Raw genomic sequence first — 25,999 nt, forward strand, 5'->3', positions numbered from 1 at the left:
TGCCCGGTCCTGGAAGGCCGCCATGCTGACGAACGACATGAGCGGGCGCCCCGCCCTCACTCCCACTCGATGGTCGCCGGCGGCTTCCCCGAAATGTCGTACACGACCCGATTGATCCCGCGCACCTCGTTGATGATGCGATTCGACACATGTCCGAGCAATTCATGCGGCAGGTGCGCCCACTGCGCCGTCATGAAATCGAGCGTCTGCACTGCGCGCAACGCCACGACATACTCGTAGGTCCGCCCGTCGCCCATCACGCCGACGCTCTTCACCGGCAGGAACACCGCAAACGCCTGGCTCGTCAGGTCGTACCACGACTTGCCGGTTTCCTGGTCGATGGTCGTGCGCAGCGTCTCGATGAAGATCGCGTCCGCGCGGCGCAGCAGCTCCGCGAACTCGCGCTTCACTTCGCCGAGAATCCGCACGCCGAGGCCCGGCCCCGGGAACGGATGCCGATAAACCATCGCGGGCGGCAAACCGAGCTTTACGCCCAGTTCGCGCACTTCGTCCTTGAAGAGTTCGCGCAGCGGCTCCAGCAGCTTCAGGTTCAGCGTCTCCGGCAAGCCGCCGACGTTGTGATGGCTCTTGATCGTGTGCGCGCCCTTCTTGCCCTTGCCCGCCGACTCGATCACGTCCGGGTAGATCGTGCCCTGCGCGAGCCACTTCGCATCGGTCAGTTTGTTCGCCTCGGCCTGGAACACCTCGACGAACTCCGCGCCGATGATCTTGCGCTTCGCCTCCGGATCGCTCACGCCTGCGAGCTTCGAGAGGAACTCGGCGCTCGCATCGACGTGGATTACCTTCACGCCGAGATGGTCCGCGAACGTCGACATGACCTGCTCGGCTTCGTTCAGCCGCAGCAAACCATGATCGACGAACACGCACGTCAGCTGGTCGCCGATCGCGCGATGCAACAGCGCCGCCGCCACCGACGAATCGACGCCACCCGACAGGCCCAGGATCACATGCTCGTCGCCGACCTGCTCGCGAATCTTGTCGACGGCTTCGTCGATGTAATGGCCCATCTCCCAGTCGGGATTCGCGCCGCACAGCTCCAGCACGAAACGATCGAGCATCGCGCGGCCCTGCACCGTGTGCGTCACTTCCGGATGCCATTGCAGGCCGTAGAAACGGCGCTCGTCGTCGGCCATCGCGGCGATCGGGCACGACGGCGTCGACGCCATCAGCCTGAAGCCGGCCGGCATGTCGGCGACCTTGTCGCCGTGGCTCATCCACACTTTCAGCATGCCGTGGCCGTCGGCGTCGCGGAAGTCTTCGATGTCGTTCAGGAAGCTCGTGTGGTTGTGCGCGCGCACTTCCGCATAGCCGAATTCGCGCAACAGGCCGAGTTCGACCTTGCCGCCCAGTTGATCGGCCATCGTCTGCATGCCGTAGCAGATGCCGAGCACCGGCACGCCGAGGTCGAAGACGATCTGCGGCGCGCGCGGCGATCCGGCTTCGGTGACCGAGTTCGGACCGCCCGAGAGGATGATGCCCTTGGGCGCGAACTCGCGGATGAAGACCTCGTCGACGTCGTACGGATGGATTTCCGAGTAGACGTGCGATTCGCGGATGCGTCGCGCGATCAGCTGGGTGACTTGGGAGCCGAAATCGAGGATCAGGATTTTGTCGTGCATGGCAGCGGCCAAAGGCGAAGAGAACGGTTACGGTAAGGAGCGGCGCTGTGGCCGGACGTCATCGCGACGCACGGCTCGCACCGGAAAATCGACGGCCGGCACGAATGGCCGACCGCGGGTGATCTTGTCATCGTGAAACGCCCGGACCGGAAATCGCGCGTTTCGCTCATGCGGCGTTCAGCGCGTGTCGGGGCGCAGCGGGTCCGGTGCAATCCGGGGCTCCGCGCGCTCGCCCGTCACGGGGTCGATGGTGCGGCCCGTCAGCGGGTCGATCGCCCGGCCGGTGACCGGATCGATCTTGTGGCCGTGTTGCGGGTCGATACTGCGGCCTGTCGCCGGATCGAAAGTGACGCCGGTCGGACGGCCCGTGGCCGGGTCGATCGTGCGGCCCGTCACCGGATCGATCGCGGTGGCGGCGGGCGCACGCGCCGCCGGACGGCCCGCGACGTCGAACGATTCGCCTGCGACCGGTTCGCCCGCGAGCGGATCGGCGCGGCGCGCGGCGGGGGTTGCGGGCGGCACGACTGGCGGCGTCGTGCGGATTTCATCGCGCTTGTCCGCTGCACGCTTCTCGGCGCGTTCCGCCGACACCGCGCCGGCCGCCTGCGCGCGCTCGCGCCGGCGCACGGCCGACGCGAGCCGCACGCTGCCGAGTCCGAGGACCAGCAGCACGACGCCCGTCAGCGCGGAAACGATCTGACCGAACGCGGCGAGTTCCGGGGTGCGCAGGCCGAGCAGCCAGACCAGCAACACGACGCCCGAGAGCCACTCGACATGCCCCGACACCTTCGCGGCAGTCGCGGTGAGCGCGCCGTCGACGGCCGCATGAAACGAGAGCCACGACAACCCGATCAGCGCGATCCCGAGCAATTGCCCGGCGAACGCAGGCTGCACCTGAACCAGTTGCAACGCGCTGTACAACGCAGCCCAGGGCGTTAGCAAAAACAGCACGCCGAACGCGAGAAAAATCAGGGCATTGATGACGAGTACCGCCCGCAGCAACGGTTTCATGGTTTAGTCCACGTGGTAGTTGGGCGCTTCCTTGGTGATCTGGACGTCGTGCACGTGCGATTCGCGCATGCCCGCCGCCGTGATCTGAACGAACTCGGCCTTGTCGTGCATCTCGCCGATCGTGCGGCAGCCGCAGTAGCCCATGCTCGCGCGCACGCCGCCGACGACCTGGAACAGGATCGCGTTGACCGAGCCCTTGTACGCGACGCGGCCCTCGATGCCTTCCGGCACCAGCTTGTCGATATTCGCGGAGTTGTCCTGGAAATAGCGGTCCGCCGCGCCGTCCTTCATCGCGCCGACCGAGCCCATGCCGCGATACGCCTTGTACTGGCGGCCCTGGAACAGGAACACGTCGCCGGGCGACTCTTCCGTGCCCGCGAGCATGCTTCCCATCATCACTGCGTCCGCGCCGGCGGCGAGCGCCTTCGCGACGTCGCCGGAGAAGCGCACGCCGCCGTCGGAGATGACCGGCACGCCGCTGCCCTTCAGTGCTTCCGACACGTTCGACACCGCCGTGATCTGCGGTACGCCGACGCCCGCGACGATGCGCGTCGTGCAGATCGAGCCCGGGCCGATGCCGACCTTCACCGCGTCCGCGCCGTATTCGACGAGCGCCTTGGCCGCCGAGGCCGTCGCGATATTGCCGCCGATCACTTCGATATGCGGATAACGCTGCTTCACCCAGCGCACGCGTTCAAGCACGCCCTGGCTGTGGCCGTGCGCCGTATCGACGACGATCACGTCGACGCCCGCCGCCGCCAGCAGTTCGACGCGCTCTTCATTGTCCGCGCCGACGCCCACCGCCGCGCCCACGCGCAGCTTGCCGTGTTCGTCCTTGCAGGCGTCCGGGTGCTCGGTCTGCTTGGTGATGTCCTTCACCGTCATGAGGCCGCGCAGTTCGAACGCGTCGTTCACGACGAGCACGCGCTCCAGCCGATGGCTGTGCATCAGCGCTTTCGCTTCGGCGAGCGGCGTGCCTTCCTTGACCGTCACGAGCCGCTCGCGCGGCGTCATGATGCTGCGCACCGGCTCGTCCATGCGCTCTTCGAAACGCAGGTCGCGATTGGTCACGATACCGATCAGCTGCGCGCCCTCGACCACCGGAAAGCCCGAAATGCCATGCTGTTGCGTGAGGGCAATGACGTCGCGCACGCGCATCTGCGGCGGAACGGTGATCGGATCGCGCACGACGCCGGATTCGAAGCGCTTCACTTTGGCGACTTCGCGGGCCTGCTCGGCGGCGGTGAGGTTCTTGTGGACGATGCCGACGCCACCCATCTGCGCCATCGCGATCGCGAGGCGGCCTTCGGTGACCGTGTCCATGGCGGCGGACACGAGGGGCATGTTCAGGGAAATCTTGCGGGTCAGCTGGGACTTGAGGCTGGTATCGCGCGGGAGAACGTTGGAAAACGCGGGCACGAGGAGCACGTCATCGAACGTGAGTGCTTGATGGATCAGACGCATGGCAAATCCTATGGGCGCAAAAGCAGATTATACCGATAGTTCCCCGGTTTTTCACTGACCGAACATCGGCTTACGCGTTTTGGAGGCAATTTCCGGGCCTTCTTTCGACCGTCGATTTCGCTTCCTCGTTCGCCCTGTTTTCGCGCCGTTTTCGGATGTTCGACCGGCTTCGCGAACGTTTTTCCCGCGGCCGGGCGGCGTCCGATTGCAGCTTTCGACAAGACGGCCTCCCCGGCCGGCGTGATACGCTGCGCGCCTTTCCTAACGTCATGCTGGAGCAGTCGATGCAACGCGGTGTCGCATATGGGGTGATGGCCGGTGCCATCTGGGGTTTCATTTTTCTCGCGCCGCGCCTGTTGCCCGATTTTTCGCCGCTCTACCTGAGCAGCGGGCGCTACGTGATGTACGGCCTCGTCTCGCTCGCGTTCGCGCTGCCTTTCGCGCGGCGGCTCGCCGCCAAGCTCACGCGCGCCGACCTCGTCGCGCTCGTCAAGCTGGCGCTCGTCGGCAACCTGCTCTACTACATGCTGCTCGCGACCGCCGTGCAGATGGTGGGCGTCGCGCCGTCGTCGCTGATCGTCGGGATTCTGCCCGTCACCGTGACGCTCGCCGGCCGGCGCGATCACGGCGCGATCGACCTCAAGCGCCTCTTCTGGCCCCTCGCGATGGTCTTGGCGGGCATCGTGTGCATCAACATCGACGTTTTCAGCGACGCCGCCGGCGGCACGACGAGCGTCGCCACCAAGCTCGGCGGCCTCGCGTGCGCGGCCGGCGCGCTCGCCGCGTGGACGTGGTACGCGGTCGTCAACTCGCGCTATCTGCAGGCCAACACGCACTTCGACGGCAACGAGTGGTCCGTGCTGTGGGGCATCGTGACGGGCGTGCTCGGCGCCGTCGTGTGGCTCGTGCTGATGCTGCTACCGGACGGCACCGTGCAGGCGAGCGTCGCCCCGGCGCGTTGGCACACGTTCTGGATCGTGAGCTTCGCGCTCGCGCTCGGCGGATCGTGGCTCGGCAACACGCTCTGGAACGCGGCGGCCAAGCGCCTGCCGCTCACGCTGTCGGGTCAGATGATCGCGTTCGAAACGCTCTTCGCGCTGCTTTACGCGTTCGTCTACGACGGACGGCTGCCGCGCGTGCCCGAAGTGCTGGCGATCGTGCTGCTGCTGGGCGGCGTGAGCTGGTCGGTGCGCCAGCACGCGGTGGCAAGGGCGCCGACGTGCGCCGAGATGGAAGCGCCCGCGCACTGAATCGCGCCGCGTAGTCCAAAAGCATTCGAGCCCCAGTTGGGGCTCGATTGGGGCTCGAATGCTTTTACGACATCACCGCGACTCAGATTTCGATCTTCGTCCCGAGTTCGACGACCCGGTTGGCCGGAATGCTGAAGAAATCGGTCGGCTTCGCCGCGTTCTGGTGCATCCAGGCGAACACGCGCTCGCGCCAAACCGACATGCCCGGCAGTTCCGTCGGCACAACGGTCTCGCGCGCCATGAAGAACGACGTGTCCATCAGTTCGAAGGTCATCGCGTGCGTGCGGCTGATCTGTTCAAGCACAGCCTTCACGTCGGGCGTCTCGTTGAAGCCATAGGCCGCCTTCACGAGAAAGAGCCCGCCGCCGATGTCCTTCACCTCCAGCCGCTCCGTATCCTCGACGTAGGGAATGTCGCGCGTCTTGAAGTTGAGGAAGATCGTGCGCTCGTGCAGGACCTTGTTGTGCTTCAGATTGTGCAGCAGGCTCACCGGCACGAGCGAATCGCTGCCGGTCAGATAGATGGCCGTGCCCGACACGCGATGCGGCGGATGCGCGAGCAGCCCCTGCAGGAACGGCATCAGCGGGATGCCGTCGGCCGCGGTGCGGTCCTTCACGATCATGCGGCCCTTGTACCAGGTCATCAGCAGGAAAAAGAGCGCCCCGCCGATGCACAGCGGCAGCCAGCCGCCCTGCTCGATCTTCAGAAGACTCGCGCCGAAAAAGCCGAGATCGACGAGGAAGAACACGCCGATGATCCCGGTCACGACCGCCTTGTTCCATCCCCAGAGCTTGGTCATCACGACGGAGGCGAGCATCGTCGTGACGATCATCGTCGCGGTGACGGCGAGGCCGTAGGCCGCCGCCAGGTTCTCCGAACTCTTGAAGCCGATCACGATGCACAGGATGATGAAGAGCAGCATCCAGTTCACGAGCGGAATGTAGATCTGGCCGATCGCCAGTTCCGACGTATGCAGGATCTTCATGCGCGGCACGTACCCGAGCTGGATCGCCTGGCTCGTCAGCGAATACGCGCCCGAGATCACCGCCTGCGACGCGATCACGGTCGCGATGGTCGAGAGGATCACGAGCGGCAGCAGCGCCCAGTCGGGCGCGAGCAAGAAGAACGGGCTCTGGATGGCCTGAGGCGAGTGCATCAGGAGCGCGCCCTGACCGAAGTAGTTGAGAAGCAGCGACGGCATCACGAGGCAATACCAGCCGATCCGGATCGGCTTCGCGCCGAAGTGGCCCATGTCGGCGTAGAGCGCCTCCGCGCCGGTCAGCACGAGCACGACCGAACCGAGCACGATATACGCCTGCAGGACATGCTCGGCCATGAACGAGATCGCGTAGTACGGATTGAGCGCGATGATCACGCGCGGTTCGAGCACGATGTGATAGGCGCCGAGCACCGCGAGCGTCAGGAACCACAGCAGCATGATCGGCCCGAAGAGCCGGCCGACGACCGCCGTGCCGCGCCGCTGGATCCAGAAGAGCATGACGAGGACGACCATCGTGATCGGCAGCACGTAAGGCGAGAGCTTCGGCGCCGCGATTTCCAGCCCTTCGACCGCCGAGATCACCGACATCGCCGGCGTGATGACCGCATCGCCGTAGAACATGCACGCGCCGAAGATGCCGAGCATCATCAGGATCCCGGACATGCGCCCGGTGTTGCTGAAGGTCCGCAGCGCAAGCGTCATCAGCGCGAGGACGCCGCCTTCGCCGTTGTTGTCGGCGCGCATGACGAAGAGCACGTACTTGATCGCGACCACGATCACGATCGCCCAGAACAGCAAGGAGATGACGCCGAGGATGGAGGCATCGGAGAGCCCGATGCCGTGCGATGGACTGAACGCTTCTTTCAGCGCATACAGCGGACTCGTGCCGATGTCGCCGAACACTATGCCGATGGCGGCGAGCGCCAGCGTCGGGAGAGGCTGCTTGCGCTCTTGCGCGTGAGTCAGGTTGGTCATAAACGCGAGGTATCCGTTTGAGGCGGAAAAAACGAACGCCATTCTAACGTCGCACGCAAACCGCCGGTTCCGTGTTGCCGGGACGCCACGGAAGCGGGAAAGACGAGGCAGTTTAGCATTGCGTCGGATTGGCTGAGGTGCGCACTCATGCGCACGGACCGCGCGAGCGCGTCGCGACGGCGATTACCCCCGCAGGCACGACACATCAATGAAAACGCCGTCCGGCCATGCCTCTGGCATGAGCGGACGGCGTCGAGCCGGAGCGGATCGCGGTGCAATCAGGCGCGGCCGTTTTGCGTGCCGCGCTTGATCCACGCGCCGAGATTGTGCGGACGCACCGTGTCCCACTCCTCGAACGGCTGATGGATCCACGGATTCGTTTCGAGGTGCTGCACATGGTAGTCGGGCTTCACCTTCGAGCACGCCTTGTACCACAGCACCGCCGAGCGCACCGCGGTGATCGCCGGGTAACGCTCCTTCAGATGCTCCTGCACGCGCGCGAGCGTGACGCCCGAATCGACCAGGTCGTCGACGAGCAGCACGTTGCCGGACAGATCGCCGCGCGTCATCGTGATGTATTGCGCGATGTCGAGATCGCCCTGCTCCGTGCCGGCAGCTTCGCGGTACGAACTCGTCGCGAGAATGGCGAGCGGCAGGTCGTAGATGCGCGACAGCTGATCGCCTACGCGCAGGCCGCCGCGCGCGAGGCACAGGATCTTGTCGAACTTCCAGCCGGATTCGTGCACCGTGAGCGCGAGCAGTTCGATCAGCCGGTGATATTCATCCCAGCCGACCCAGAGGTTCTTGTCGTCGTTGCGCGGATCCTTCATCGCGATCATGGTCTTGCTCTTTCAAATACGTACTACGGTTGATATGAAATATGGCCGCTCGACGCGGCCATACTTTTCGAAGCGATTGGTTCCAGGTCCGCTTAGACCTTGAACGGATGACGCAGCAGAATCGTTTCGTCGCGATCCGGACCGGTCGACACCATGTCGATCGGCACGCCCGCCACTTCCTGCACGCGCGAGAGATAAGCGCGCGCGTTCGCCGGAAGGCTGTCCCATTGCGTGATGCCGATGGTGCTCTCCTTCCAGCCGCCGAAGGTTTCGTACACCGGCTCGCAGCGCTCGACTTCCGAGGCGCCGCGCGGCAGGATGTCGACCGGCTTGCCGTCGAGCGTATAGCCGACGCACAGCTTCACTTTCTCGAGGCCGTCGAGCACGTCGAGCTTCGTCATGCACAGGCCCGAGATGCCGTTGATCTGAATCGAGCGGCGCAGCGCGGCGGCATCGAGCCAGCCGGTGCGGCGCGGACGCCCCGTGACCGAACCGAATTCCTTGCCGACGGTGGCAAGCGTCAGGCCGACTTGCTCCTGGCGCTCGGCGTTGTCGGCGTCGTACAGCTCGCTCGGGAACGGACCCGCGCCGACACGCGTGCAATACGCCTTCGTGATGCCAAGGATGTAGTTGAGTTTTTGCGGACCCACGCCCGCGCCCGCCGTCGCCGCGCCCGCGACGCAATTGCTCGACGTGACGTACGGATAGGTGCCGTGGTCGACGTCCAGCAGCGTGCCTTGCGCGCCTTCGAACAGCAGGTTCCGGCCGGCGTGGTTCTCGTCGTAGAGACGGCGTGAGACGTCGGTGACCATCGGCGCGAGACGGTCGGCGTAGCCGAGCATCGTGTCGAGCGTTTCCTGATAGTCGACCGCGGCCGCGCCCAGATACTGCGTCAGCACGAAATTGTGGAAGTCGAGCGTTTCGCGCAGGCGTTCGGCGAAGAGCGGCGCGTCGAAGAGATCCTGCACGCGCAAGCCGCGGCGGCCGACCTTGTCTTCGTACGCCGGGCCGATGCCGCGCCCCGTCGTGCCGATCTTGCCCGCGCCGCGGCGTGCTTCGCGCGCCTGATCGATGGCGACGTGATACGGGAGGATCAGCGTGGCGGCTTCGGAAATGAACAGACGTTTCTGAACGTCGATGCCGGCGGCTTCAAGCTCGCCGATTTCCTTGAAGAGCGCTTCCGGCGACAGCACGACGCCATTGCCGATGTAGCACGCCGTGCCAGCGCGCATGATGCCCGAGGGAATCAGACGCAAGATGGTCTTCTTGCCGCCGATGATGAGCGTGTGGCCCGCGTTGTGACCGCCCTGGAAGCGCACGACGCCCTGGGCGTGGTCCGTCAGCCAGTCGACGATCTTACCTTTGCCCTCATCACCCCACTGGGTGCCCACGACGACGACGTTGCGCCCCGGGTTCACATTCACTGCACTGGCAGACATGTTGATTCGTTAGCTGGTTAAAAACGTATTTTACCTATGTTCGCGAAAGGTTCCGAGTTTTTCCCGGTATTCGTGAACGCGCGTCGATCAGCGGATGCTGAAAAAATGCGTTGCCGATCAAGGATGTGGCCGTTTCCGTTACTGGCGGGCCTCGACGGTCCACCGGCCGTCGCGCTCGACGAGCACGCGGTCGCAGGCGAATTCATCGAGATCGTGGTCGTGGCCCGGCAGCGCCTGGATCACGACTTCGCCCGCGTCGCGCAAGGCCGCGACCGCCGCGCGCAGCGGCTCGTCGTGCTTCCACGGCGCGAGGATCGCGCTGCCGCGTGCGTCGACGGGGGAAATGCGCGCGACTTCGCGCAGATCGAGCGAGAAGCCCGTCGCCGGACGCGCGCGGCCGTAAGCGAGACCCACATCGTCATAACGGCCGCCGCGCGCGACTGCGTTCGGCACGCCGTCGACGTAGGCCGAGAACATGACCCCGCTGTGGTACGCGTAGCCGCGCAGATCGGCGAGATCGATCATCAGTTCGGCGCCGTTCGCCTGGGCCGCGAGGAACGCGAGATCGTCGAGCGCGCGGGCGATGACCGGCAGATTCGGCAGGCGGCCGCGCGCGGTTTCGAGCACCGAGGCATCGCCGTAAAGCGACGGCAGCGCGCGCAACGCCTCGCGCGGCACCTGGCCCAGATGCGCGGTCAGTTCGGTCAGACGCGGCACGTCCTTGCTCGCGAGCGCGTCGAAGAGCGCCTCGCCGAGCGACGCGGCCGCCGGCTCCAGTTCGAGCAGCGCCGCGAGCACGCCCGCGTGGCACAAATCCAGACGAACCTTGGACAGACCCGCCAGATGCAGCGAATCGAGCATCAGCGTCTGGATTTCGAGATCCGCTTCGAGGCCCGCGTGACCGTAGATTTCCGCGCCGATCTGAATCTGCTCGCGCGTCGCGTGCAGGCCGCGCGGACGCGTGTGCAGCACGTTGCCCGCATAGCAGAGGCGCGTCACGCCCTGGCGATTCAGCAGATGCGCGTCGATACGCGAGACCTGCGGCGTGATGTCGGCGCGCAGGCCGAGCGTGCGGCCGGAGAGCTGGTCGACGAGCTTGAACGTGCGCAGGTCGAGGTCCGTGCCGCCGCTCGTGAGCAGCGACTCGAGATACTCAAGCATCGGCGGCATCACGAGTTCGTAACCGTACGAACGGAAGCGATCGAGCAGCCGGCGGCGCAGCTCTTCGATCTTGCGGGCTTCCGACGGCAACACATCGGCGATATTCTCGGGGAGTAACCAGGTCGACATCGATACGTTTCCTACGGGTGTTGAGCGGCGCGCGGGCTTGTCCGGAGAAGCCAGGCCGCAACGGACGGCGCCGCCTCGCGTAAGCGCCGCGCGCCGGAGATCAGGTCGCGATCAAAAGCAGGATCAGCCCGAGCGCCATCGCGATCAGGCCGCCGATGCGGATATGGTGCGTCGGCCGCTCGGCGATGCGGCGAAACGTGTCGCGCCAGGCGGTCGGAAACACGAAGGGAAACATCCCTTCGATGATCAGCATCAGCGCAAGCGCCAGCAATAACGTCGCAGCCATATCCATATGCATGAAGGTGCCGCCGCGAGGCGGCACGCGGACAACTAGCGCTTGAGCGGGGCGAGCATGTCCGCTCCGCCATTCGGGCTGCGCATGAAGCGGAAAAAGTCGCTGCTCGGATCGACGACCATCACGTCACCGGGCTTGAACGTCTTCTTATACGCTTCGAGGCTCTGATAGAACTGGTAGAACTGCGGATCGGCGCCATACGCTTCGGCGGCGATCGCGGCGGCACGGCCGTCGCCTTCGCCCTTGATCGTCTGCGCCTGGCTGTAGGCTTCGGAGAGGATGGCCTGCTGCTGGCGGTCCGCGTCGGCCTTGATCTTGTCGGCGTCGGCCGTGCCCTTCGCGCGCTCGTCGGCGGCCGCCTGCTGGCGCGCCGCGATCATGCGCTTGTAGACCGAATCCGCGACCGCAGGCGGAAAGTCGATGCGCGTCAGTTGCAAATCGACGAGTTCGACGCCGAACGCGGCCGCCGGCTCCTGAACCGACTTCAGCGCTTCGCCGGCGAGCGCCTGCTGCTGCGCGAGCGCCTCGTTGAGCGAGCGCTTCGTGAACGCGCTGGCAAGCGACGTTCGCGCGAGCGCGGTAAGCCGTTCCTGCGCGGTCTGCGTATTCTTCTCGTTGCTCACGAAGAGCTTGAGCGGATCGGCCACGCGATACTTGATCACCGTGTTCACGAGCACTTCGTTCTTGTCCGAGGTCGTGAAGCGGTCGGAGCCGGGCTCGTCGATGGTGAGCGTGCGGGTGTCGATCAGCGTGAGGGTCTGGAACGGCGGCGGCAGCTTGAAATGCAGGCCCGGGCCGTCGAGCTTCGGATTGCCTTCGCCATGCGCGGACACGACGGCGGCATGCCGCTCGTCGACGACGAAGATCATCGATGATCCGATGAACAACACGATGACGACCGCCACGACGAGCGCAATGATTCGATTCATGGTCGCGCTCCTTATTGAAGGTCGTCTTGACGCGTGCGCGTGCGGAACGCATCGCGCGAGCGCAGCGGATCGTTTGCCGCGCCTTGGCTTGCGCCGCTCGCCGCGCTTGCGCTGGCCGCACTGGCCGGCACCGCGGTAGCTGCGGCGGCGCCCGAGGCCGGAGCGGCTGCCCCGGCCGCTGGCGCGCTGCTTGCCGCGTCGGCGGTGCCGGTGGCGCCGGGCGCTTCGCCTGCGCGCTGCCTGGCCGCCTCGGCGAGCTTGTCGAGCGGCAGATAGATGACGTTGTTGCCTGCCTTGCTGTCGACGAACACCTTCGTCGCGCGCGAATAGATCTGCTGCATCGTGTCCAGGTACATGCGTTGACGAACCACGGCGGGAGCCTTCGAGTATTCGGCGTAGACCTGCTTGTAGCGCTCGGCATCGCCTTGCGCCTGCGCGACCACGCGATTGCTGTACGCGGTGGCCTCGTCGATCGAGCGTGCCGCATCCGACTTCGCGCGCGGCAGCAGCTGATTGGCGTAGGCGCGGGCGGTGTCGCGGGCGCGCTCGTTGTCCTGGCGTACCTTGGCGGCTTCCTCGAAGGCGGGCTGCACCTGCGACGGCACCTGCACACTTTGCAGCGTGACGCCCGTCACCTGCAGACCGGTCTTGTACGCGTCGAGCGAACGCTGGATCGTATCGATCAGCCGGGCGCGCAGCGCCTCGCGATCGTTGTAGAGCAGGTTGTCGCTCGGCTCGGCGCCCGCGATCTCGCGGATCGCGGCCTGACCGGCCTGCGTCACGCTCTGGTCGGGATCGAGATTGCGAAAGAGGTAGTCGGTCGGCGACTTGATCTGATACTGCACGGCAAAGCGTACGTCGACGATGTCCGCGTCCTGCGTGAGCAGCGACGCGTCGCGCACGTTCGCCTGCGTGAGGGCGTTGTTGCGGCCCACTTCGACCGAGCGGATCTGCGCGGTGTTGACGATGTCGTGCGACTGGAACGGATAAGGCAGCCGCCAGTGGATGCCCTGCTCCGCCGTCGCCCTGAACTTGCCGAACTGCGACACGACGCCGACATGCCCGTCCTGTACGACGAACACGCCGCTGCCGAGATAGATCGCGATCAGCACGCCGACGACGATCCCGAAGCCGATCTTCGCGCCCCGGCCGTTGTCGGTGCGCGGCGCGCCGTTGCCGGGCTTCTTGCCGAACAGGCCGGCGAGGCGCCGGTTGAAGTCGCGCCACATTTCATCGAGATCGGGCGGACCTTCGCCGTCCCGCCCGTTGCCCGGGCGCTTCGGGTCCGAAGGACGCTTCTGGTCGTTCTTGCTGCCGCCATTGCTGTCGCCCCGCCCCCAGCGCGGATCGTCGATCGAAAAGACGGCATGCGAATGCTGCCGGTTACTCCGCTCGTTGTAGTCGTTCACTCGGTGATTCACCATTGGACAGCCGGGTCAATGCATCTGAAGCGCTCAATGCCCGTGCTCGGGGATCTTGCGGTCGTCGTGTTCGTCGTGCTGTTCGGCTGGCCGTTGGTCTTCCGGCAGCGCGGTTGCATCGTGCGACGAGGATTGCGTTGATTCGGTTGATTCTGTGGATTCTGCCGATTCCGTGACGTCGGGCGATTCGCTTTGCCCGCTCGATTCGGACTCGTCCGCTTCGGAGCCCGCTTCGGAGCCCGCTTCTGAGCCCGCTTCCGGACCTGCTTCTGAACCCGATACACCGGCATCGGCTACAGCGATTTCGGCGATGGCAGCGCGCAGCGCGTCGAGCCCCTGGCCCGTGCGTGCGCTCAAAAAGACGCGCGAAATATTACCATACTCGTCCCTTTCAACCGCGTCGCCGCGAGCCGCCAGCTCGGGCACGGCGTCGATCTTGTTGAAGACGAGAATCTGCGGAATCGTGTCGGCGCCGATGCCGCGCAGCACTTCGTTCACCTGTTCGATCTGGTCGAGGCGCACCGCGCTCGACGCATCGACCACGTGCAGCAGCAGGTCCGCGTGGATCGTTTCCTCGAGCGTCGCGCGAAACGCCGCGACCAGCTGGTGCGGCAACTCGCGGATGAACCCGACCGTGTCCGACACCACGACGTGCCCCGCTTCCTCGCCGAGATAGACGCGGCGCGAGGTGGTATCGAGCGTGGCGAAGAGCTGGTCGGCGGCGTAGGCCTGCGCCTTGGTGAGCGCGTTGAAGAGCGTCGATTTGCCGGCGTTCGTATAGCCGACGAGCGACACCGACATCGTCCGGTTGCGCACCCGCTGACGACGCTGCGTGCCGTGCTGACGGCGCAGCTTGTCGAGCCGCGTCTTGAGCGCCTTGATGCGCTCGCCGATCAGCCGCCGGTCGGTTTCGAGCTGCGTTTCGCCCGGGCCGCGCAGACCGATACCGCCCTTCTGACGTTCCAGGTGAGTCCACGCGCGAATGAGGCGCGTCGACAGATACTGGAGCTGGGCGAGTTCCACCTGCAGCTTGCCTTCGTGGCTGCGGGCGCGCTGCGCGAAGATGTCGAGGATCAGGCTCGTCCGGTCGACGACCCGGCGGTTGAGCGCGCCTTCGAGATTGCGCTGCTGCGCGGGTGCGAGGGCGTGATTGAAAATGACGAGTTCGACGTCGTTCGCTTCGCAGGCGAGACGCAGTTCCTCGACCTTGCCGCTGCCGACGAACATCTTGGCATCGGGGCTCGAGCGGCGGCCGGTGAGCGTGACGGCGGGATTGGCGCCCGCACTTTGTGCGAGCAGGCTGAGTTCTTCCAGACTGGCTTCGAAATCGATTTTGCCGAAGTCGATGCCGACGAGCGCGGCGTTGATCAAATTGAGGTTTTGGCTTATTTGAAGCGACCGGCGAGTCAGTTTTTATTGACGTTGGTTCGCCGGCCGCGACGTGGTTTAGGACGTTTCAGCGTCCGGGTGGAAATTCACCGGACGGGCCGGCACGACCGTGGAAATGGCGTGCTTGTAGACCATCTGGGTGACCGTATTGCGGAGCAACACGACGTACTGGTCGAACGATTCGATGTTCCCTTGAAGCTTGATGCCGTTGACCAAATAGATCGACACCGGCACGTGCTCTTTACGCAGTGCGTTCAAAAACGGGTCTTGTAACAATTGCCCTTTGTTGCTCATAGCAAACTCCGTGTTTTTTTGCAGGTTGAACGTAATTGTGTGCGAAGAAAAAGAGATCCGCCAACAATCGCTACACTATAGCCGATTTTCTTTTCCGCACCAGCGCCGCCAGAAGCGGCGAAACGCTTGGTGCGCGCGGGACTCAGCCCTTGTCCGCGTAAGGGTTTCGGCTTGAACGAAACTCTATTCGCAATGGAGTCCCGGCCAGCCCGAAAGTTTCGCGGAAGCGCCCTTCCAGGTAGCGCTTATACGTATCCGTGATCGCGTCGAGCGCGTTGCCGTGTACAACGATGATCGGCGGATTCTGCCCGCCCTGGTGCGCATAACGCAGCTTCGGACGCACCGGCCCGCGACGCCGCGGCTGCTGGAATTCCACCGCGTCGATCAGCGCGCGCGTGAGCCTCGGCGTCGGCAGTTTCGCCATCGCGGCGGCGTACGCATCGTCGACCGACTTCATCAGCTGGCCGATGCCCGTCTTCTCCAGCGCCGACACGTAGTGAAACTTCGCGAAGTCCAGGAACTTGAGCTTGCGCGTGAGATCCGCCTTGGTCCGCTCGCGCACGTGCGAATCGAGCCCGTCCCACTTGTTCACGCCCACCACCAACGCCCGGCCCTGCTCGACCACGAAACCCGCGATGTGCGCGTCCTGCTCGGAGATGTCCTGCTGGGCGTCGAGCAGAAGGATCACGACGTTCGCATCCGAAATCGACTGCAAGGTTTTCACGACCGAGAATTTTTCGATCGCCTCGAACACCTTGCCGCGACGACGCAGCCCCGCCGTGTCGATCAGGGTGTATTTGCGGCCTTGTCGCTCGAAATCAACATAGATCGAATCGCGCGTCGTGCCCGGCATGTCGAACGCGATCACGCGCTCCTCGCCGATCAGCGCGTTCACGAGCGTCGATTTGCCGACGTTCGGCCGCCCGACGATCGCGATCTTCACGCCGTGCTGCGCCTTCTCGTCGTCGTCCTCTTCCGGCTGGCCCGCGTAGGCGATTTCGAGCGCGTCGCCGATCATTTCGCTGACGCCGTCGCCGTGCGCCGCCGAGATCGCGCGCGGGTCACCGAGGCCGAGTTCGTAGAAGTCGGCGGCGACCGCGCTGTACTTCATGCCCTCCGCCTTGTTGACGACCAGAAAGAGCGGCCGCCCCGTCTTGCGCAGATAATCCGCGATCGCCTTGTCCTGCGGCGCGAGCCCGTTGCGCCCGTCGACGATGAACACGACGACGTCCGCCTCCTCCACCGCCTGGCGTGTCTGGCGCGCCATCTCGTGCAGGATGCCGTCCTTCGCGACGGGTTCGAAGCCGCCCGTGTCGACGACCAGATACGGGCGATCGCCGACGCGCCCTTCGCCGTAGTGGCGGTCGCGCGTGAGTCCGGGCAGGTCGGCGACGAGCGCGTCTCGCGAGCGCGTCAGCCGGTTGAAAAGGGTCGATTTCCCCACATTGGGGCGCCCAACGAGGGCAATTACGGGTTTCATCAGATCGTGTTCACAGTTGAACGCAAGGCGAGCGACACCGGCGCGTGAAACGCCCGGGCCACGGAAACGCCGCGGAAAAGCCTGCGTTTGTCGAAAATTAGCATGGATTCGGCATGCGGCGCCCTTGGACGCGTCGGATGCGCGGAGTCGGCACGAAGCCTGGCGCCGGTTAGCGTTCTTTCGCGGCTGCCGTGTCGCCGTTTCGACGCCCACCGCGCGTGGTCGTTACGAGTGTGCGCTCATGCCCGGCGCCTCGCTTCTACTTCTGTTTCTATCGAACGCGCAGCGCACCGCGCGTGGACGACTTCTTTGTTGCGCGCCGCGCCGTCATGCAAACGAAGCGCCGATAAAGCACGCGAGCCGGCAGCGCCGGCTCACAGGTCAGGTCACGATGAAAACTCAGCGCGGGCGGAAGCCGAACAGACCGCCGTCCTTGGTCTGAACGACGAGCGTGTCGCCGGCGAGCACGGGTGCGGCGCTGATCCCGCTGCCGTCCGTCTTCGCGCGTCCGACCAGTTCGCCCTTCGACGTTTCGAGGAAATGCACATAGCCCTCGAAATCGCCGACGACGACCGTGCGGCCCAGGATGTAAGGCACGCTGACCTGACGGTTCTTCAGCTTGTCGCTCTTCCAGAGCGGCACGCCATCGGCTGCGCGAAACGCGTTGACGACCGACCAGTCGTCGCCGGCGGCCACGGCCTGATCGTCCGCGGCCAGACCGCTGTCGCTCGAAAATGCCTTCTCCCAGACGGGACGGCCCGAATTCGCGTCGAAGCAGCCGATGCGGCCCTGGAACGTCACCGCGCAGGTTTGCGCGCCGACGAGCGACGGCGCGCCGGTCACGTCGTTGATGCGCTCGACTTCCGTGACGCCTTTCGGGAACGACACCGGCGTTTGCCAGTAGGCGTCGCCCGTCTGCAGGTTGATCGCGGCGAACGTGCCGCCCGGGAAGCCCGCGAGCACCGCCTGGTTGCCGGCGAACGTCATGCCGGCCGCGACGCGCAGGTTGAGCGGCACCGCGCGGACCTGGAACACCCACTTCTGCTCGCCGGTCTGCGCATTGAACGCGACGACCTTGCCGTCGATCGTGCGCACGATCACGAGATCGTTGCCGACGAGCGGCGGCGACACGATTTCGCCCGGTGCGACGGCCGTCCACAATTCCTTGCCGTCGGGTCCGAGTGCGTAGACGGAACCCTTGAGGCCGCCGACCGCCGTCAGGTTGCCGTCGCTGCCGACGCCCGCGGACAGGTCGTCCTTGAGCTTAGTACGCCACACGTCCAGACCGGTCTTCGCGTCGATCTTCGCGACCGTGCCGTTCGCGCCCGCGGCGAACACCATGTCGCCGACGGCGACCGGCGTGAACAGATAGCGGCCGGCCTTGCCGACGCTCGCCTTCCACGCCTGTTCGACGTTCAGGACCGGCTTGATTTCGACGAGCGGTGTCGGCACGCGGCGTTCATCCTTGGTGGCTGAGCAGGCCGCGAGCAAGGCGGTCATCGCGCAGGCGAGCGGGAGAGCGTAGCGTTTCAGAAAAGTCATCGGTGGACGCAACATTGATTAGGAGATTCGATTGATCGGCGTGTGCCGCAGGCGTCGCCGGCGTGTTTCCCGGCGCGTGCCCTTCGGCTTACGGAGCGGCGATGGTTCGGATGCGGTGGATGTCGGCCGCCCGCCTCAGCCGCCGAGCGCGTCCAGTTTGAACTGGACCAGCTGGCGCGCGGACGTGTCGCTCGACGGCAGCGAGTCGAGCGCCAGCTTGTAGGCGGCGCGCGCATCGTCGCGCTTGCCTTGCGCCGCGAGCAGGTCGCCGCGTCGATCCGACACGACGCCCTTGAACGCGTCGAGCGGCGCATCGGCCAGCACCTTGAGGCCGGCGTCGTAGGCTTTTTCGTCGAGGAGCACGAGCGACAGACGCAGCTTCGCGATCTGCTTGTACTCGGCGTCCCTCGCGTGATCGACGGCCCATTGCAGCTGGGCCTTGGCGGCGGCCGTGTCGCCCGCCGTGTAGAGCGCCTTGCCGGCAGCGAGCGCGGTCATCTGCGCATACGCGGTGCTGCCGAACTTGTCCTCCATGTCGGAGGCGACGCGCGCGATCTTCGCCTTGTCGTTCGCGTTGACCGCCTGCTGCACCTGGTCGTACAGCACGGCGGCCTCGGCCGCCTGGCGACGCTGCCAGAAATTCCAGCCGTTGTAGCCTGCGGCCACGATGAGCACGGCGAGGACGATCCACGTCGTCGCGTTGCCCCACTTGGCCCACCAGTGCTTCAGATTTTCCAGCGATTCTTGTTCGTCGTGATAGCTCATTGCCCAACTATTCCTTCTGCGCCTTGGTTTTGGCGCGCTCCACGCGCGATCCTCTCGATCGCGCACTGCGCGCACGGTCGCTGCCTAAAATTTAATCAGCGCCGTCGTCGGCGGATGCAACCATCGCATTGATTAGAAATTCGGTCAAGTTTTCCAGCGGAACGTTCGACTGCTCATTCTTCTGAGCGTCGCCCTCGACCGCGCGCAGCGGCTTGATGCCGACCGTGCCCTGCGCCAGTTCGTCCTCGCCGAGAATCACGGCGAACGCGGCGCCGCTTGCGTCGGCTTTCTTCATCTGCGACTTGAAGCTCGCCGATGCGCCTTCCGGGCTGCAATGCAGGATCACGTCGAGACCCGTGTCGCGCAGCCGTTCGGCGATGATGAACGCCTGCTCGGCCGCCGCTTCGCCCTGGTGAACGACGTAGACATCCGTGCCTTCGGCTTCCGGCACGAGTTGCTCTTCCTTCAGCAGTTCGAGAATGCGCTCGACGCCCATCGCCCAGCCGCACGCCTTGGTCGGCTTGCCGCCCAGCTGTTCGATCAGCGGATCGTAGCGCCCGCCGCCCGCGACCGTGCCCTGCGCGCCGAGCTTGTCGGTCACCCATTCGAACACGGTGAGATTGTAGTAATCGAGCCCGCGCACGAGGCGCGGATTGATCTTGAATGGAATGTTGTTCGCCTTCAGAAGACGCTGGACGCCTTCGAAATGCGCACGCGATTCGTCGCCGAGGAAATCGACGAGCTTCGGCGCGTTCTGCGCAATCTCCTGCAGCGCCGGATTCTTCGTGTCGAGCACGCGCAGCGGGTTCGTGTAGAGGCGCCGCTTCGCTTCCTCGTCGAGCAGGTCGACGTGCTTTTCGAGATACGCGATCAGTTCCTTTCGATGCGCGGCGCGTTCATCGGCCTGGCCGAGCGAATTGAGTTCCAGGCGAATGCCGGTGAGACCGAGGTCGTCCCAGAGACGCTGGCACATCATGATGATTTCGGCGTCGGCATCGGGGCCCGCGAAGCCGAGCGCTTCCACGCCGACCTGATGGAACTGGCGATACCGCCCGCGCTGCGGACGCTCGTGACGGAACATCGGGCCGATGTACCACAGGCGCTTCGGGCCGTCGTAGAGCAGGTTGTGCTCGATCGTCGCGCGCACGACGGCCGCCGTGTTTTCCGGACGCATCGTCAGATGCTCGCCGTTGAGCGAATCGACGAAGCTGTACATTTCCTTCTCGACGATATCGGTCACTTCGCCGATCCCGCGCGTGAAGAGCTGCGTATGCTCGATGATCGGCGTGCGAATGTTCTGATAACCGTAGGCGCGCAGCATCGACTTGACCGTCGACTCGAAGAAATCCCACAACGCGGCATCCTGCGGGAGGATGTCGTTCATGCCCTTCACGCCGCTCAGTTTTTCGAGCCGTTTCTTCTGTTCTGTCATCTGTCTTTAGAGTGATGCCGCGGCCGTCTCTTCTCGACGACCGTAGGTGCGCGCGACGTAGTCGCTCACGATTTGCTGGAATTCCTGGGCGATATGCTCGCCGCGCAGCGTCTTGACCTTCACGCCGTCGACGAACACGGGCGCCGCCGGATTCTCGCCCGAACCCGGCAGGCTGATGCCGATATTTGCGTGCTTCGATTCGCCCGGCCCGTTCACGATGCAGCCCATCACCGCGACGTGCATTTTCTCGACGCCCGGGTATTGGTCACGCCAGACCGGCATTTCGTTGCGCAGATAAGTCTGAATCTGCGAGGCGAGTTCCTGGAACAGCGTGCTCGTCGTGCGCCCGCAGCCCGGACACGCAATCACCATCGGCGTGAAGGAACGCAGGCCCATCGTCTGCAAAATTTCCTGGCCGACGACCACTTCGCCCGTGCGCGCGCCGCCGGGTTCCGGCGTGAGCGAGATGCGGATCGTGTCGCCGATGCCTTCCTGCAGCAGCACGGAAAGCGCCGCCGTCGACGCGACGATGCCCTTCGAGCCCATGCCCGCCTCGGTCAGCCCGAGATGCAGCGCAAAGCTGCAGCGCTTCGCGAGTTCGCGATACACCGCGATCAGGTCCTGCACGCCGCTCACCTTGCACGACAGGATGATGCGGTCACGCCCGAGGCCGAGTTCGACGGCCCGCTCCGCCGAGCCGACCGCCGACTGGATCAGCGCTTCGTACATCACGCTCTGCGCGTCCCACGGCGTGGCGCGCGCGGCGTTCTCGTCCATCATGCGCGCGAGCAGATCCTGGTCGAGACTGCCCCAGTTCACGCCGATGCGCACCGCCTTGTCGTAGCGCGCGGCGGCTTCGATCATCTGCGCGAACTGCGTGTCGCGCTTCGCGCCCTGCCCGACGTTGCCCGGATTGATCCGGTACTTCGACAGCGCCTCGGCGCACGCGGGATAGTCGCGCAGCAGCAGATGACCGTTGTAGTGAAAATCGCCGACGAGCGGCACCGTCACGCCCATGCGGTCCAGCTGGTCGCGCACGTGCGGCACGGCGGCGGCCGCCTCCGGCGTGTTGACCGTGATGCGCACGAGTTCGGAGCCGGCTTGCGCCAGTTCCTTGATCTGGATGGCCGTGCCGATGGCGTCCGCCGTGTCCGTGTTGGTCATCGACTGGACGCGCACGGGCGCGTCGCCGCCGATCGTCACGAGCTGGCCGCCCCAGCGGACGTCGACCGCATGCGACGCGCGGCGTCGAAGCGGCCCGCCGAACACCGGCTCGGTCGAACAAATCGTGCTGCTGATCAGGGATTGAGCTTCGGATTGCATCGAAAAACCCTCTTGCGTCACCGGCTACCATGCGGCGACGTATGTGGAACCCTCAAATCGACGCCGCCGGCGGGGCCGGCGGCGCTCTCGATACGTTGCGTGGCGTGCGGCGCGATACGCGTCGGACGGCGCCTCAGGGCACCGAAAAGCGCGCGACGTTGCCTTTCGCCGCGGCGTATTTGGCGGGATCGACCGGTTCGTCGTCGAACGTGAGCGAGTCCATGCCCGCGCGATTGCCGATCGTCACCTTGAACGGCGCCTCGCCTTCCACGCGTTGCGTGTTGCCGCCGTGCACGAGACCAGAGAATACTTCCTTGCCGTCTTTCTGGCGCACGCTGAGCCAGCTGTCCTGCTTCACTTTCAGTTCCAGCGCATTCGTCCCCGTGCCCGCGACGGTCGGCGCGGAAGCCGAAGCGACCGCGGCGGCCGGTGCCGGCGGCGTGAGCGCGGGCGCTGCGGGCGCCAGCGCCGCGCCACTCGCGCCCTGCACGGCCGCTATCGTCGACGACGAATTCGGCAACGCATTGGTGCCAAGCGGATGCGGCATCGGCTGCATTCCGGCGGCGCCAGGTTCCGCCGACGACGCCTCGCCGGTATTGGCCGCGGCCAGTTCGTCGGGCGTCGCCACAGACGACGCCGCGCTCGTTCCGCTATTTCCGTTCGAACCGGACAGCGACGTGCCGTTTGCACTCGCCTTCAGGCGCGCGAGCCACGCGGCGGAGTCGCCGCCGGTGTGCCACATCGCGAGCGCGATCACCGCGACGATCACGGCGGCGACGCCCCACAGCCACGAGCGACGCCGCCCCGTGCCATTGAGCGGCACGGACACGCGTGCGCGCGGCAAGCCGCCGCCCGCCGCAGCCGGCAACGACAGATTCTGCTCGACCGGCCCGTTCACACGGCGCAGCGCCTGCGTAAACGGCGCCGGATCGGCGCCGAGCATTTTCGCGTAGCTGCGCACGATGCCGGCCGCGAAGGTGCGGTCGGGCAGATGACTCAGGTCGCCCGCTTCGAGCGAACGCACTTTTTGCGGCGATACCTTGAGCCGCGCCGAAACATCGTCGATCGACCAGCCCTTGGCCGTGCGAAGCTGCGCGAGGCGCGCTCCGACCGCGACAATCGATTCCAAGCTCCCCGCCTGATTCCCGCTCGACGCCGCCTGACCGGCCAACGCTTCGCCGTCCGGCTCGCGGCCGGAGGGATTGCCGGTTCGACTGCCGAAAGGCGTCGGGTGCTGCGGTTCACTCATGCCAAATTCCTCGCATCGATTCTTTTATTTGTCGCTCGAAAGCGCCGGGTTGCACGCGTCATATGCACAATACAACCCGCTGCTTCGTGCAGACCGCTTTATAACAAAATGTGCGGTTTTTTGTACCGCATCCGATCGCTTGCTTCGTTTTTCTTTCTTTTTGCGCTGAAACGCGCCTAGTCGATTCGCGCGCCCCGCGCCTCACACGGCCCGGACTTCGATCACCTTCGACTGCCGGCCCATGCGCTCGGCGAGTCGCGTGCGATCCTGCACGGTGCCCGCGAGTTGTCCGCAGGCAGCGTCGATGTCGTCGCCGCGCGTCTTTCGCACTGTCGTCACGATGCCGGCATCCATCAGCACCTGCGCGAAACGCTTGATCTGATCGTTGCGCGAACGCACGAGGCCGGACTCCGGAAACGGATTGAACGGAATCAGGTTGAATTTGCACGGCACGTCGCGCGTGACGGCCAGCAGTTCCCGCGCGTGCGCTTCGGTGTCGTTCACGCCGTCGAGCATGCAGTATTCGAACGTGATGAAATCGCGCGGCGCAACCTTCAGGTAACGCTGGCAGGCCGCCATCAGTTCGCGCAACGGGTACTTCTTGTTCAGTGGCACCAGCATGTCGCGCAGCGGATCGTTCGGCGCGTGCAGCGACACCGCGAGCGCCACCGGCAGATCGGCGGCGAGGCGGTCCATCATCGGCACGACGCCCGAGGTGGAAAGCGTCACGCGCCGGCGCGACAGGCCGTAGGCGTTGTCGTCGAGCATCAGGCGCATGGCGGGAACCACGGCATCGTAGTTCAGCATGGGTTCGCCCATGCCCATCATCACGACGTTCGTCACGACGCGCTCGCCCTTGCCCGGGCCGCCGACCTCGCGTCCGAGCGACTTGCGCAGCGCGAATTCGGCCATGCGCAATTGACCGATGATTTCGCCGGTCGTCAGGTTGCGCGAAAAGCCCTGTTTGCCCGTCGAGCAAAAGCGGCAATTCACGGCGCAGCCCGCCTGCGACGACACGCACAGCGTGCCGCGATTTTCTTCGGGGATGAAAACGGTCTCGACCGCATTACTGTTGCCGACGTCGATCAGCCACTTGCGCGTGCCGTCGGTGGAAACGTGATCGCGGACGATCTCGGGCATCGCCATGTTGGCGCGGCCCTTCAATTTTTCGCGCAAAGATTTTGCCAGGTCGGTCATGCCGTCGAAGTCGTCGACGCCGTACTGGTGGATCCAGCGCTGCAACTGCTTGGCGCGAAACGGCTTTTCCCCAAGGCTGTCGCAGTAAGCCACGAGCCCGGCGGCGTCGAGATCGAGAAGGTTGACGGTTGAGCTGCTCGTCATGTCGAATTCTGCCATTTCTGTCTTGAGCGTTGCCCGGGCGAGGCGCCCGGGCCGTTCGCGCCAATTCGAGAGGCGCCGCCGCGAAGGCGGCAGCGCCATCATCTTTAGATTAGCGCGAGTAAACGTTCACTTCCGGGAAAAAGAACGCGATTTCCTGACGCGCGGTTTCCGGCGCGTCCGAACCGTGCACGGCGTTGGCGTCGATGCTGTCGGCGAAATCCGCACGGATCGTGCCCTTGTCGGCCTTCTTCGGGTCCGTCGCGCCCATCAGGTCGCGGTTCTTGGCGATTGCGTTCTCGCCTTCGAGCGCCTGGATCATCACCGGGCCCGAAATCATGAATTCGACGAGGTCCTTGAAGAACGGACGTGCAGCGTGCACGGCGTAGAACTTCTCCGCGTCGGCGCGCGACAGGTGAACCATGCGCGACGCAACGATCTTGAGGCCAGCATTTTCGAAACGGCTGTAGATCTGGCCGATAACGTTCTTTGCCACTGCGTCCGGCTTGATGATCGACAGGGTGCGCTCGATTGCCATGAAAAACTCCAAAAAATGAATGGGTTACGAATTTAAATGAATCGACAATTGTAGCACGAAGACATGTATGATTGCGATTGAAACCTTACGGTATCGTAAGAATCAAACAAAGCGTCACAGATGGCTTGGGAAGGCGTGCGCTTCGGTGCAGCGGTATTGAATTCAGTGCAAGATAGACCCATATTTGTGGCGCATGCGACCGGCGGACGCTGCGCCTGAGCATCAAACCACCGCTTTACGGATGTCTTGTTCGACAAATCAAGGCAAAGGCAAGGAGAAACCATGAACGAATCACCCTACAGTTTTGGCCGCAGCGGCACGGTCACGTCGGTCGAGACGCGCAACCGCGTGCTGCGCAACACCTACTGGCTGCTGGCGCTCTCGATGGTGCCGACGGTGCTCGGCGCCTGGGTCGGCGTCGCGACCGGCTTCTCGCTGTTCGCGGCCACCAGCCCGACGATGAGCTTCATCGCGTTCCTCGCCATCGCGTTCGGCTTCATGTTCGCGATCGAGAAGACGAAAGACAGCGCCATCGGTGTCCTCGTGCTGCTCGGCTTCACGTTCTTCATGGGGCTGATGCTCTCGCGTCTCCTGAGCTTCATTCTCGGGTTCTCGAACGGGCCGCAGCTCATCATGATGGCATTCGGCGGCACGGGTGTGATCTTCGCGGTCATGGCGACCATCGCGACGGTCAGCAAGCGCGATTTTTCGGGCCTCGGCAAGTGGCTCTTCATGGGCGTGCTGGTGATCCTGCTCGCGGCGTTCGCGAACATCTTCCTGCAACTGCCGGCGCTCATGCTGACGGTCTCCGTGCTGGCGATTGTGATCTTCTCCGCGTACATGCTGTTCGACGTGCAGCGCGTCGTGAACGGCGGCGAGACGAACTACATCAGCGCGACGCTCGCGATCTACCTGGATCTGTACAACGTGTTCACGAACCTGCTGGCGCTGCTCGGCATCTTCGGCGGCAACCGCAACTGATCCGGCGTTCGCCTCAACGAAAAACCGGCCCTCGGGCATAATGCCGTTCAGTTAAGCGACTGAACGGCATTTTTGTTGGCTGCTCAAAGTAGTTGTAAACGGGGCTCGGCGATGT

General features: G+C 64.9%; 21 protein-coding genes and 1 pseudogene. 2 read left to right on the plus strand and 20 right to left on the minus strand.

Features of this window, described 5'->3' with window-relative positions; genetic code table 11:
- Positions 1-56: 56 nt before the first annotated feature.
- From guaA to guaB, 3 genes are all read right to left on the minus strand, one after another.
- The gene (gene guaA, locus AWB66_RS15445) at positions 57-1,640 is read right to left on the minus strand and encodes a glutamine-hydrolyzing GMP synthase (protein WP_087631134.1); all 1,584 of its coding nucleotides are present in this window, start codon (positions 1,638-1,640) and stop codon (positions 57-59) included.
- Positions 1,641-1,817: 177 nt separating this feature from the next.
- Positions 1,818-2,651 (minus strand): hypothetical protein, encoded by an 834-nt coding sequence (locus AWB66_RS15450; protein ID WP_087631135.1) that lies wholly within the window; start codon positions 2,649-2,651, stop codon positions 1,818-1,820.
- Between the two features lie 3 nt (positions 2,652-2,654).
- Positions 2,655-4,115 carry an IMP dehydrogenase gene (gene guaB, locus AWB66_RS15455; RefSeq protein ID WP_087631136.1) on the minus strand — a complete coding sequence of 487 codons (1,461 nt, stop codon included), beginning with the start codon at positions 4,113-4,115 and terminating at the stop codon, positions 2,655-2,657.
- Between the two features lie 284 nt (positions 4,116-4,399).
- On the opposite strand from guaB, the gene AWB66_RS15460 reads away from it, so the two are divergent.
- The gene (locus AWB66_RS15460) at positions 4,400-5,365 is read left to right on the plus strand and encodes a DMT family transporter (RefSeq protein WP_087631175.1); all 966 of its coding nucleotides are present in this window, start codon (positions 4,400-4,402) and stop codon (positions 5,363-5,365) included.
- Positions 5,366-5,447: 82 nt separating this feature from the next.
- Here AWB66_RS15460 and AWB66_RS15465 read toward each other — a convergent pair whose 3' ends face one another.
- The 17 genes and pseudogenes from AWB66_RS15465 to ndk form a co-directional block, all read right to left on the minus strand.
- Positions 5,448-7,340, minus strand: a complete 1,893-nt coding sequence (locus AWB66_RS15465) for a potassium transporter Kup (RefSeq protein ID WP_087631176.1) — start codon at positions 7,338-7,340, stop codon at positions 5,448-5,450.
- Positions 7,341-7,618: 278 nt separating this feature from the next.
- Entirely contained in the window at positions 7,619-8,179 is a 561-nt protein-coding gene (locus AWB66_RS15470) for a phosphoribosyltransferase (RefSeq protein WP_087631137.1), read from the minus strand.
- A 92-nt stretch (positions 8,180-8,271) separates the two neighbouring features.
- Positions 8,272-9,618 (minus strand): adenylosuccinate synthase, encoded by a 1,347-nt coding sequence (locus AWB66_RS15475; RefSeq protein WP_087631138.1) that lies wholly within the window; start codon positions 9,616-9,618, stop codon positions 8,272-8,274.
- A gap of 138 nt (positions 9,619-9,756) precedes the next feature.
- A complete protein-coding gene (locus AWB66_RS15480) occupies positions 9,757-10,908 on the minus strand; it encodes an ATP phosphoribosyltransferase regulatory subunit (RefSeq protein WP_087631139.1) in 1,152 nt (383 codons plus the stop codon).
- 100 nt (positions 10,909-11,008) lie between these two features.
- Positions 11,009-11,200, minus strand: a complete 192-nt coding sequence (locus tag AWB66_RS15485; RefSeq protein WP_035930454.1) for a DUF2065 domain-containing protein — start codon at positions 11,198-11,200, stop codon at positions 11,009-11,011.
- Positions 11,201-11,238: 38 nt separating this feature from the next.
- Entirely contained in the window at positions 11,239-12,132 is an 894-nt protein-coding gene (gene hflC, locus AWB66_RS15490; protein WP_087631140.1) for a protease modulator HflC, read from the minus strand.
- Positions 12,133-12,143: 11 nt separating this feature from the next.
- On the minus strand, positions 12,144-13,541 hold the full coding sequence (hflK, locus tag AWB66_RS15495; RefSeq protein WP_087631177.1) for an FtsH protease activity modulator HflK: 1,398 nt from the start codon (positions 13,539-13,541) through the stop codon (positions 12,144-12,146).
- Positions 13,542-13,841: 300 nt separating this feature from the next.
- Positions 13,842-14,924: pseudogene (hflX, locus tag AWB66_RS15500) on the minus strand (GTPase HflX); the annotation flags it as partial.
- Positions 14,925-14,999: 75 nt separating this feature from the next.
- A complete protein-coding gene (gene hfq, locus AWB66_RS15505; protein WP_035930711.1) occupies positions 15,000-15,236 on the minus strand; it encodes an RNA chaperone Hfq in 237 nt (78 codons plus the stop codon).
- Positions 15,237-15,378: 142 nt separating this feature from the next.
- Positions 15,379-16,716: a ribosome biogenesis GTPase Der gene (gene der / locus AWB66_RS15510; protein WP_087631142.1), complete on the minus strand. Its 1,338-nt coding sequence runs from the start codon at positions 16,714-16,716 to the stop codon at positions 15,379-15,381.
- 399 nt (positions 16,717-17,115) lie between these two features.
- Complete coding sequence (bamB, locus tag AWB66_RS15515) at positions 17,116-18,258, minus strand: outer membrane protein assembly factor BamB (RefSeq protein ID WP_087631143.1); 1,143 nt, start codon at positions 18,256-18,258, stop codon at positions 17,116-17,118.
- A gap of 135 nt (positions 18,259-18,393) precedes the next feature.
- Positions 18,394-19,023, minus strand: coding sequence for a YfgM family protein (locus tag AWB66_RS15520; RefSeq protein ID WP_087631144.1), 630 nt, complete (start codon positions 19,021-19,023; stop codon positions 18,394-18,396).
- Positions 19,024-19,114: 91 nt separating this feature from the next.
- Entirely contained in the window at positions 19,115-20,455 is a 1,341-nt protein-coding gene (hisS, locus tag AWB66_RS15525) for a histidine--tRNA ligase (protein ID WP_087631145.1), read from the minus strand.
- A gap of 6 nt (positions 20,456-20,461) precedes the next feature.
- Complete coding sequence (gene ispG / locus AWB66_RS15530; protein WP_087631178.1) at positions 20,462-21,778, minus strand: flavodoxin-dependent (E)-4-hydroxy-3-methylbut-2-enyl-diphosphate synthase; 1,317 nt, start codon at positions 21,776-21,778, stop codon at positions 20,462-20,464.
- Between the two features lie 133 nt (positions 21,779-21,911).
- A complete protein-coding gene (locus tag AWB66_RS15535; protein WP_087631146.1) occupies positions 21,912-23,027 on the minus strand; it encodes a helix-turn-helix domain-containing protein in 1,116 nt (371 codons plus the stop codon).
- 201 nt (positions 23,028-23,228) lie between these two features.
- Positions 23,229-24,368 (minus strand): dual-specificity RNA methyltransferase RlmN, encoded by a 1,140-nt coding sequence (gene rlmN / locus AWB66_RS15540; RefSeq protein WP_087631179.1) that lies wholly within the window; start codon positions 24,366-24,368, stop codon positions 23,229-23,231.
- Between the two features lie 109 nt (positions 24,369-24,477).
- Positions 24,478-24,903, minus strand: a complete 426-nt coding sequence (ndk, locus tag AWB66_RS15545) for a nucleoside-diphosphate kinase (protein WP_087631147.1) — start codon at positions 24,901-24,903, stop codon at positions 24,478-24,480.
- Positions 24,904-25,185: 282 nt separating this feature from the next.
- Here ndk and AWB66_RS15550 point away from each other — a divergent pair, with 282 nt between their 5' ends.
- Positions 25,186-25,884: a Bax inhibitor-1/YccA family protein gene (locus tag AWB66_RS15550; RefSeq protein ID WP_087631148.1), complete on the plus strand. Its 699-nt coding sequence runs from the start codon at positions 25,186-25,188 to the stop codon at positions 25,882-25,884.
- Positions 25,885-25,999 lie beyond the last annotated feature (115 nt).

The sequence above is a fragment of the Caballeronia telluris genome, from assembly GCF_001544495.1.
GTDB lineage: Bacteria > Pseudomonadota > Gammaproteobacteria > Burkholderiales > Burkholderiaceae > Caballeronia > Caballeronia telluris.

Bases quoted from the DNA above. Each gene is read 5' to 3' on its own strand.
- guaA (WP_087631134.1), bottom strand. From the start codon at position 1,640: ATGCACGACAAAATCCTGATCCTCGATTTCGGCTCCCAAGTCACCCAG.
- AWB66_RS15450 (WP_087631135.1), bottom strand. From the start codon at position 2,651: ATGAAACCGTTGCTGCGGGCGGTACTCGTCATCAATGCCCTGATTTTT.
- guaB (WP_087631136.1), bottom strand. From the start codon at position 4,115: ATGCGTCTGATCCATCAAGCACTCACGTTCGATGACGTGCTCCTCGTG.
- AWB66_RS15460 (WP_087631175.1), top strand. From the start codon at position 4,400: ATGCAACGCGGTGTCGCATATGGGGTGATGGCCGGTGCCATCTGGGGT.
- AWB66_RS15465 (WP_087631176.1), bottom strand. From the start codon at position 7,340: ATGACCAACCTGACTCACGCGCAAGAGCGCAAGCAGCCTCTCCCGACG.
- AWB66_RS15470 (WP_087631137.1), bottom strand. From the start codon at position 8,179: ATGATCGCGATGAAGGATCCGCGCAACGACGACAAGAACCTCTGGGTC.
- AWB66_RS15475 (WP_087631138.1), bottom strand. From the start codon at position 9,618: ATGTCTGCCAGTGCAGTGAATGTGAACCCGGGGCGCAACGTCGTCGTC.
- AWB66_RS15480 (WP_087631139.1), bottom strand. From the start codon at position 10,908: ATGTCGACCTGGTTACTCCCCGAGAATATCGCCGATGTGTTGCCGTCG.
- AWB66_RS15485 (WP_035930454.1), bottom strand. From the start codon at position 11,200: ATGGATATGGCTGCGACGTTATTGCTGGCGCTTGCGCTGATGCTGATC.
- hflC (WP_087631140.1), bottom strand. From the start codon at position 12,132: ATGAATCGAATCATTGCGCTCGTCGTGGCGGTCGTCATCGTGTTGTTC.
- hfq (WP_035930711.1), bottom strand. From the start codon at position 15,236: ATGAGCAACAAAGGGCAATTGTTACAAGACCCGTTTTTGAACGCACTG.
- der (WP_087631142.1), bottom strand. From the start codon at position 16,716: ATGAAACCCGTAATTGCCCTCGTTGGGCGCCCCAATGTGGGGAAATCG.
- bamB (WP_087631143.1), bottom strand. From the start codon at position 18,258: ATGACTTTTCTGAAACGCTACGCTCTCCCGCTCGCCTGCGCGATGACC.
- AWB66_RS15520 (WP_087631144.1), bottom strand. From the start codon at position 19,023: ATGAGCTATCACGACGAACAAGAATCGCTGGAAAATCTGAAGCACTGG.
- hisS (WP_087631145.1), bottom strand. From the start codon at position 20,455: ATGACAGAACAGAAGAAACGGCTCGAAAAACTGAGCGGCGTGAAGGGC.
- ispG (WP_087631178.1), bottom strand. From the start codon at position 21,778: ATGCAATCCGAAGCTCAATCCCTGATCAGCAGCACGATTTGTTCGACC.
- AWB66_RS15535 (WP_087631146.1), bottom strand. From the start codon at position 23,027: ATGAGTGAACCGCAGCACCCGACGCCTTTCGGCAGTCGAACCGGCAAT.
- rlmN (WP_087631179.1), bottom strand. From the start codon at position 24,368: ATGACGAGCAGCTCAACCGTCAACCTTCTCGATCTCGACGCCGCCGGG.
- ndk (WP_087631147.1), bottom strand. From the start codon at position 24,903: ATGGCAATCGAGCGCACCCTGTCGATCATCAAGCCGGACGCAGTGGCA.
- AWB66_RS15550 (WP_087631148.1), top strand. From the start codon at position 25,186: ATGAACGAATCACCCTACAGTTTTGGCCGCAGCGGCACGGTCACGTCG.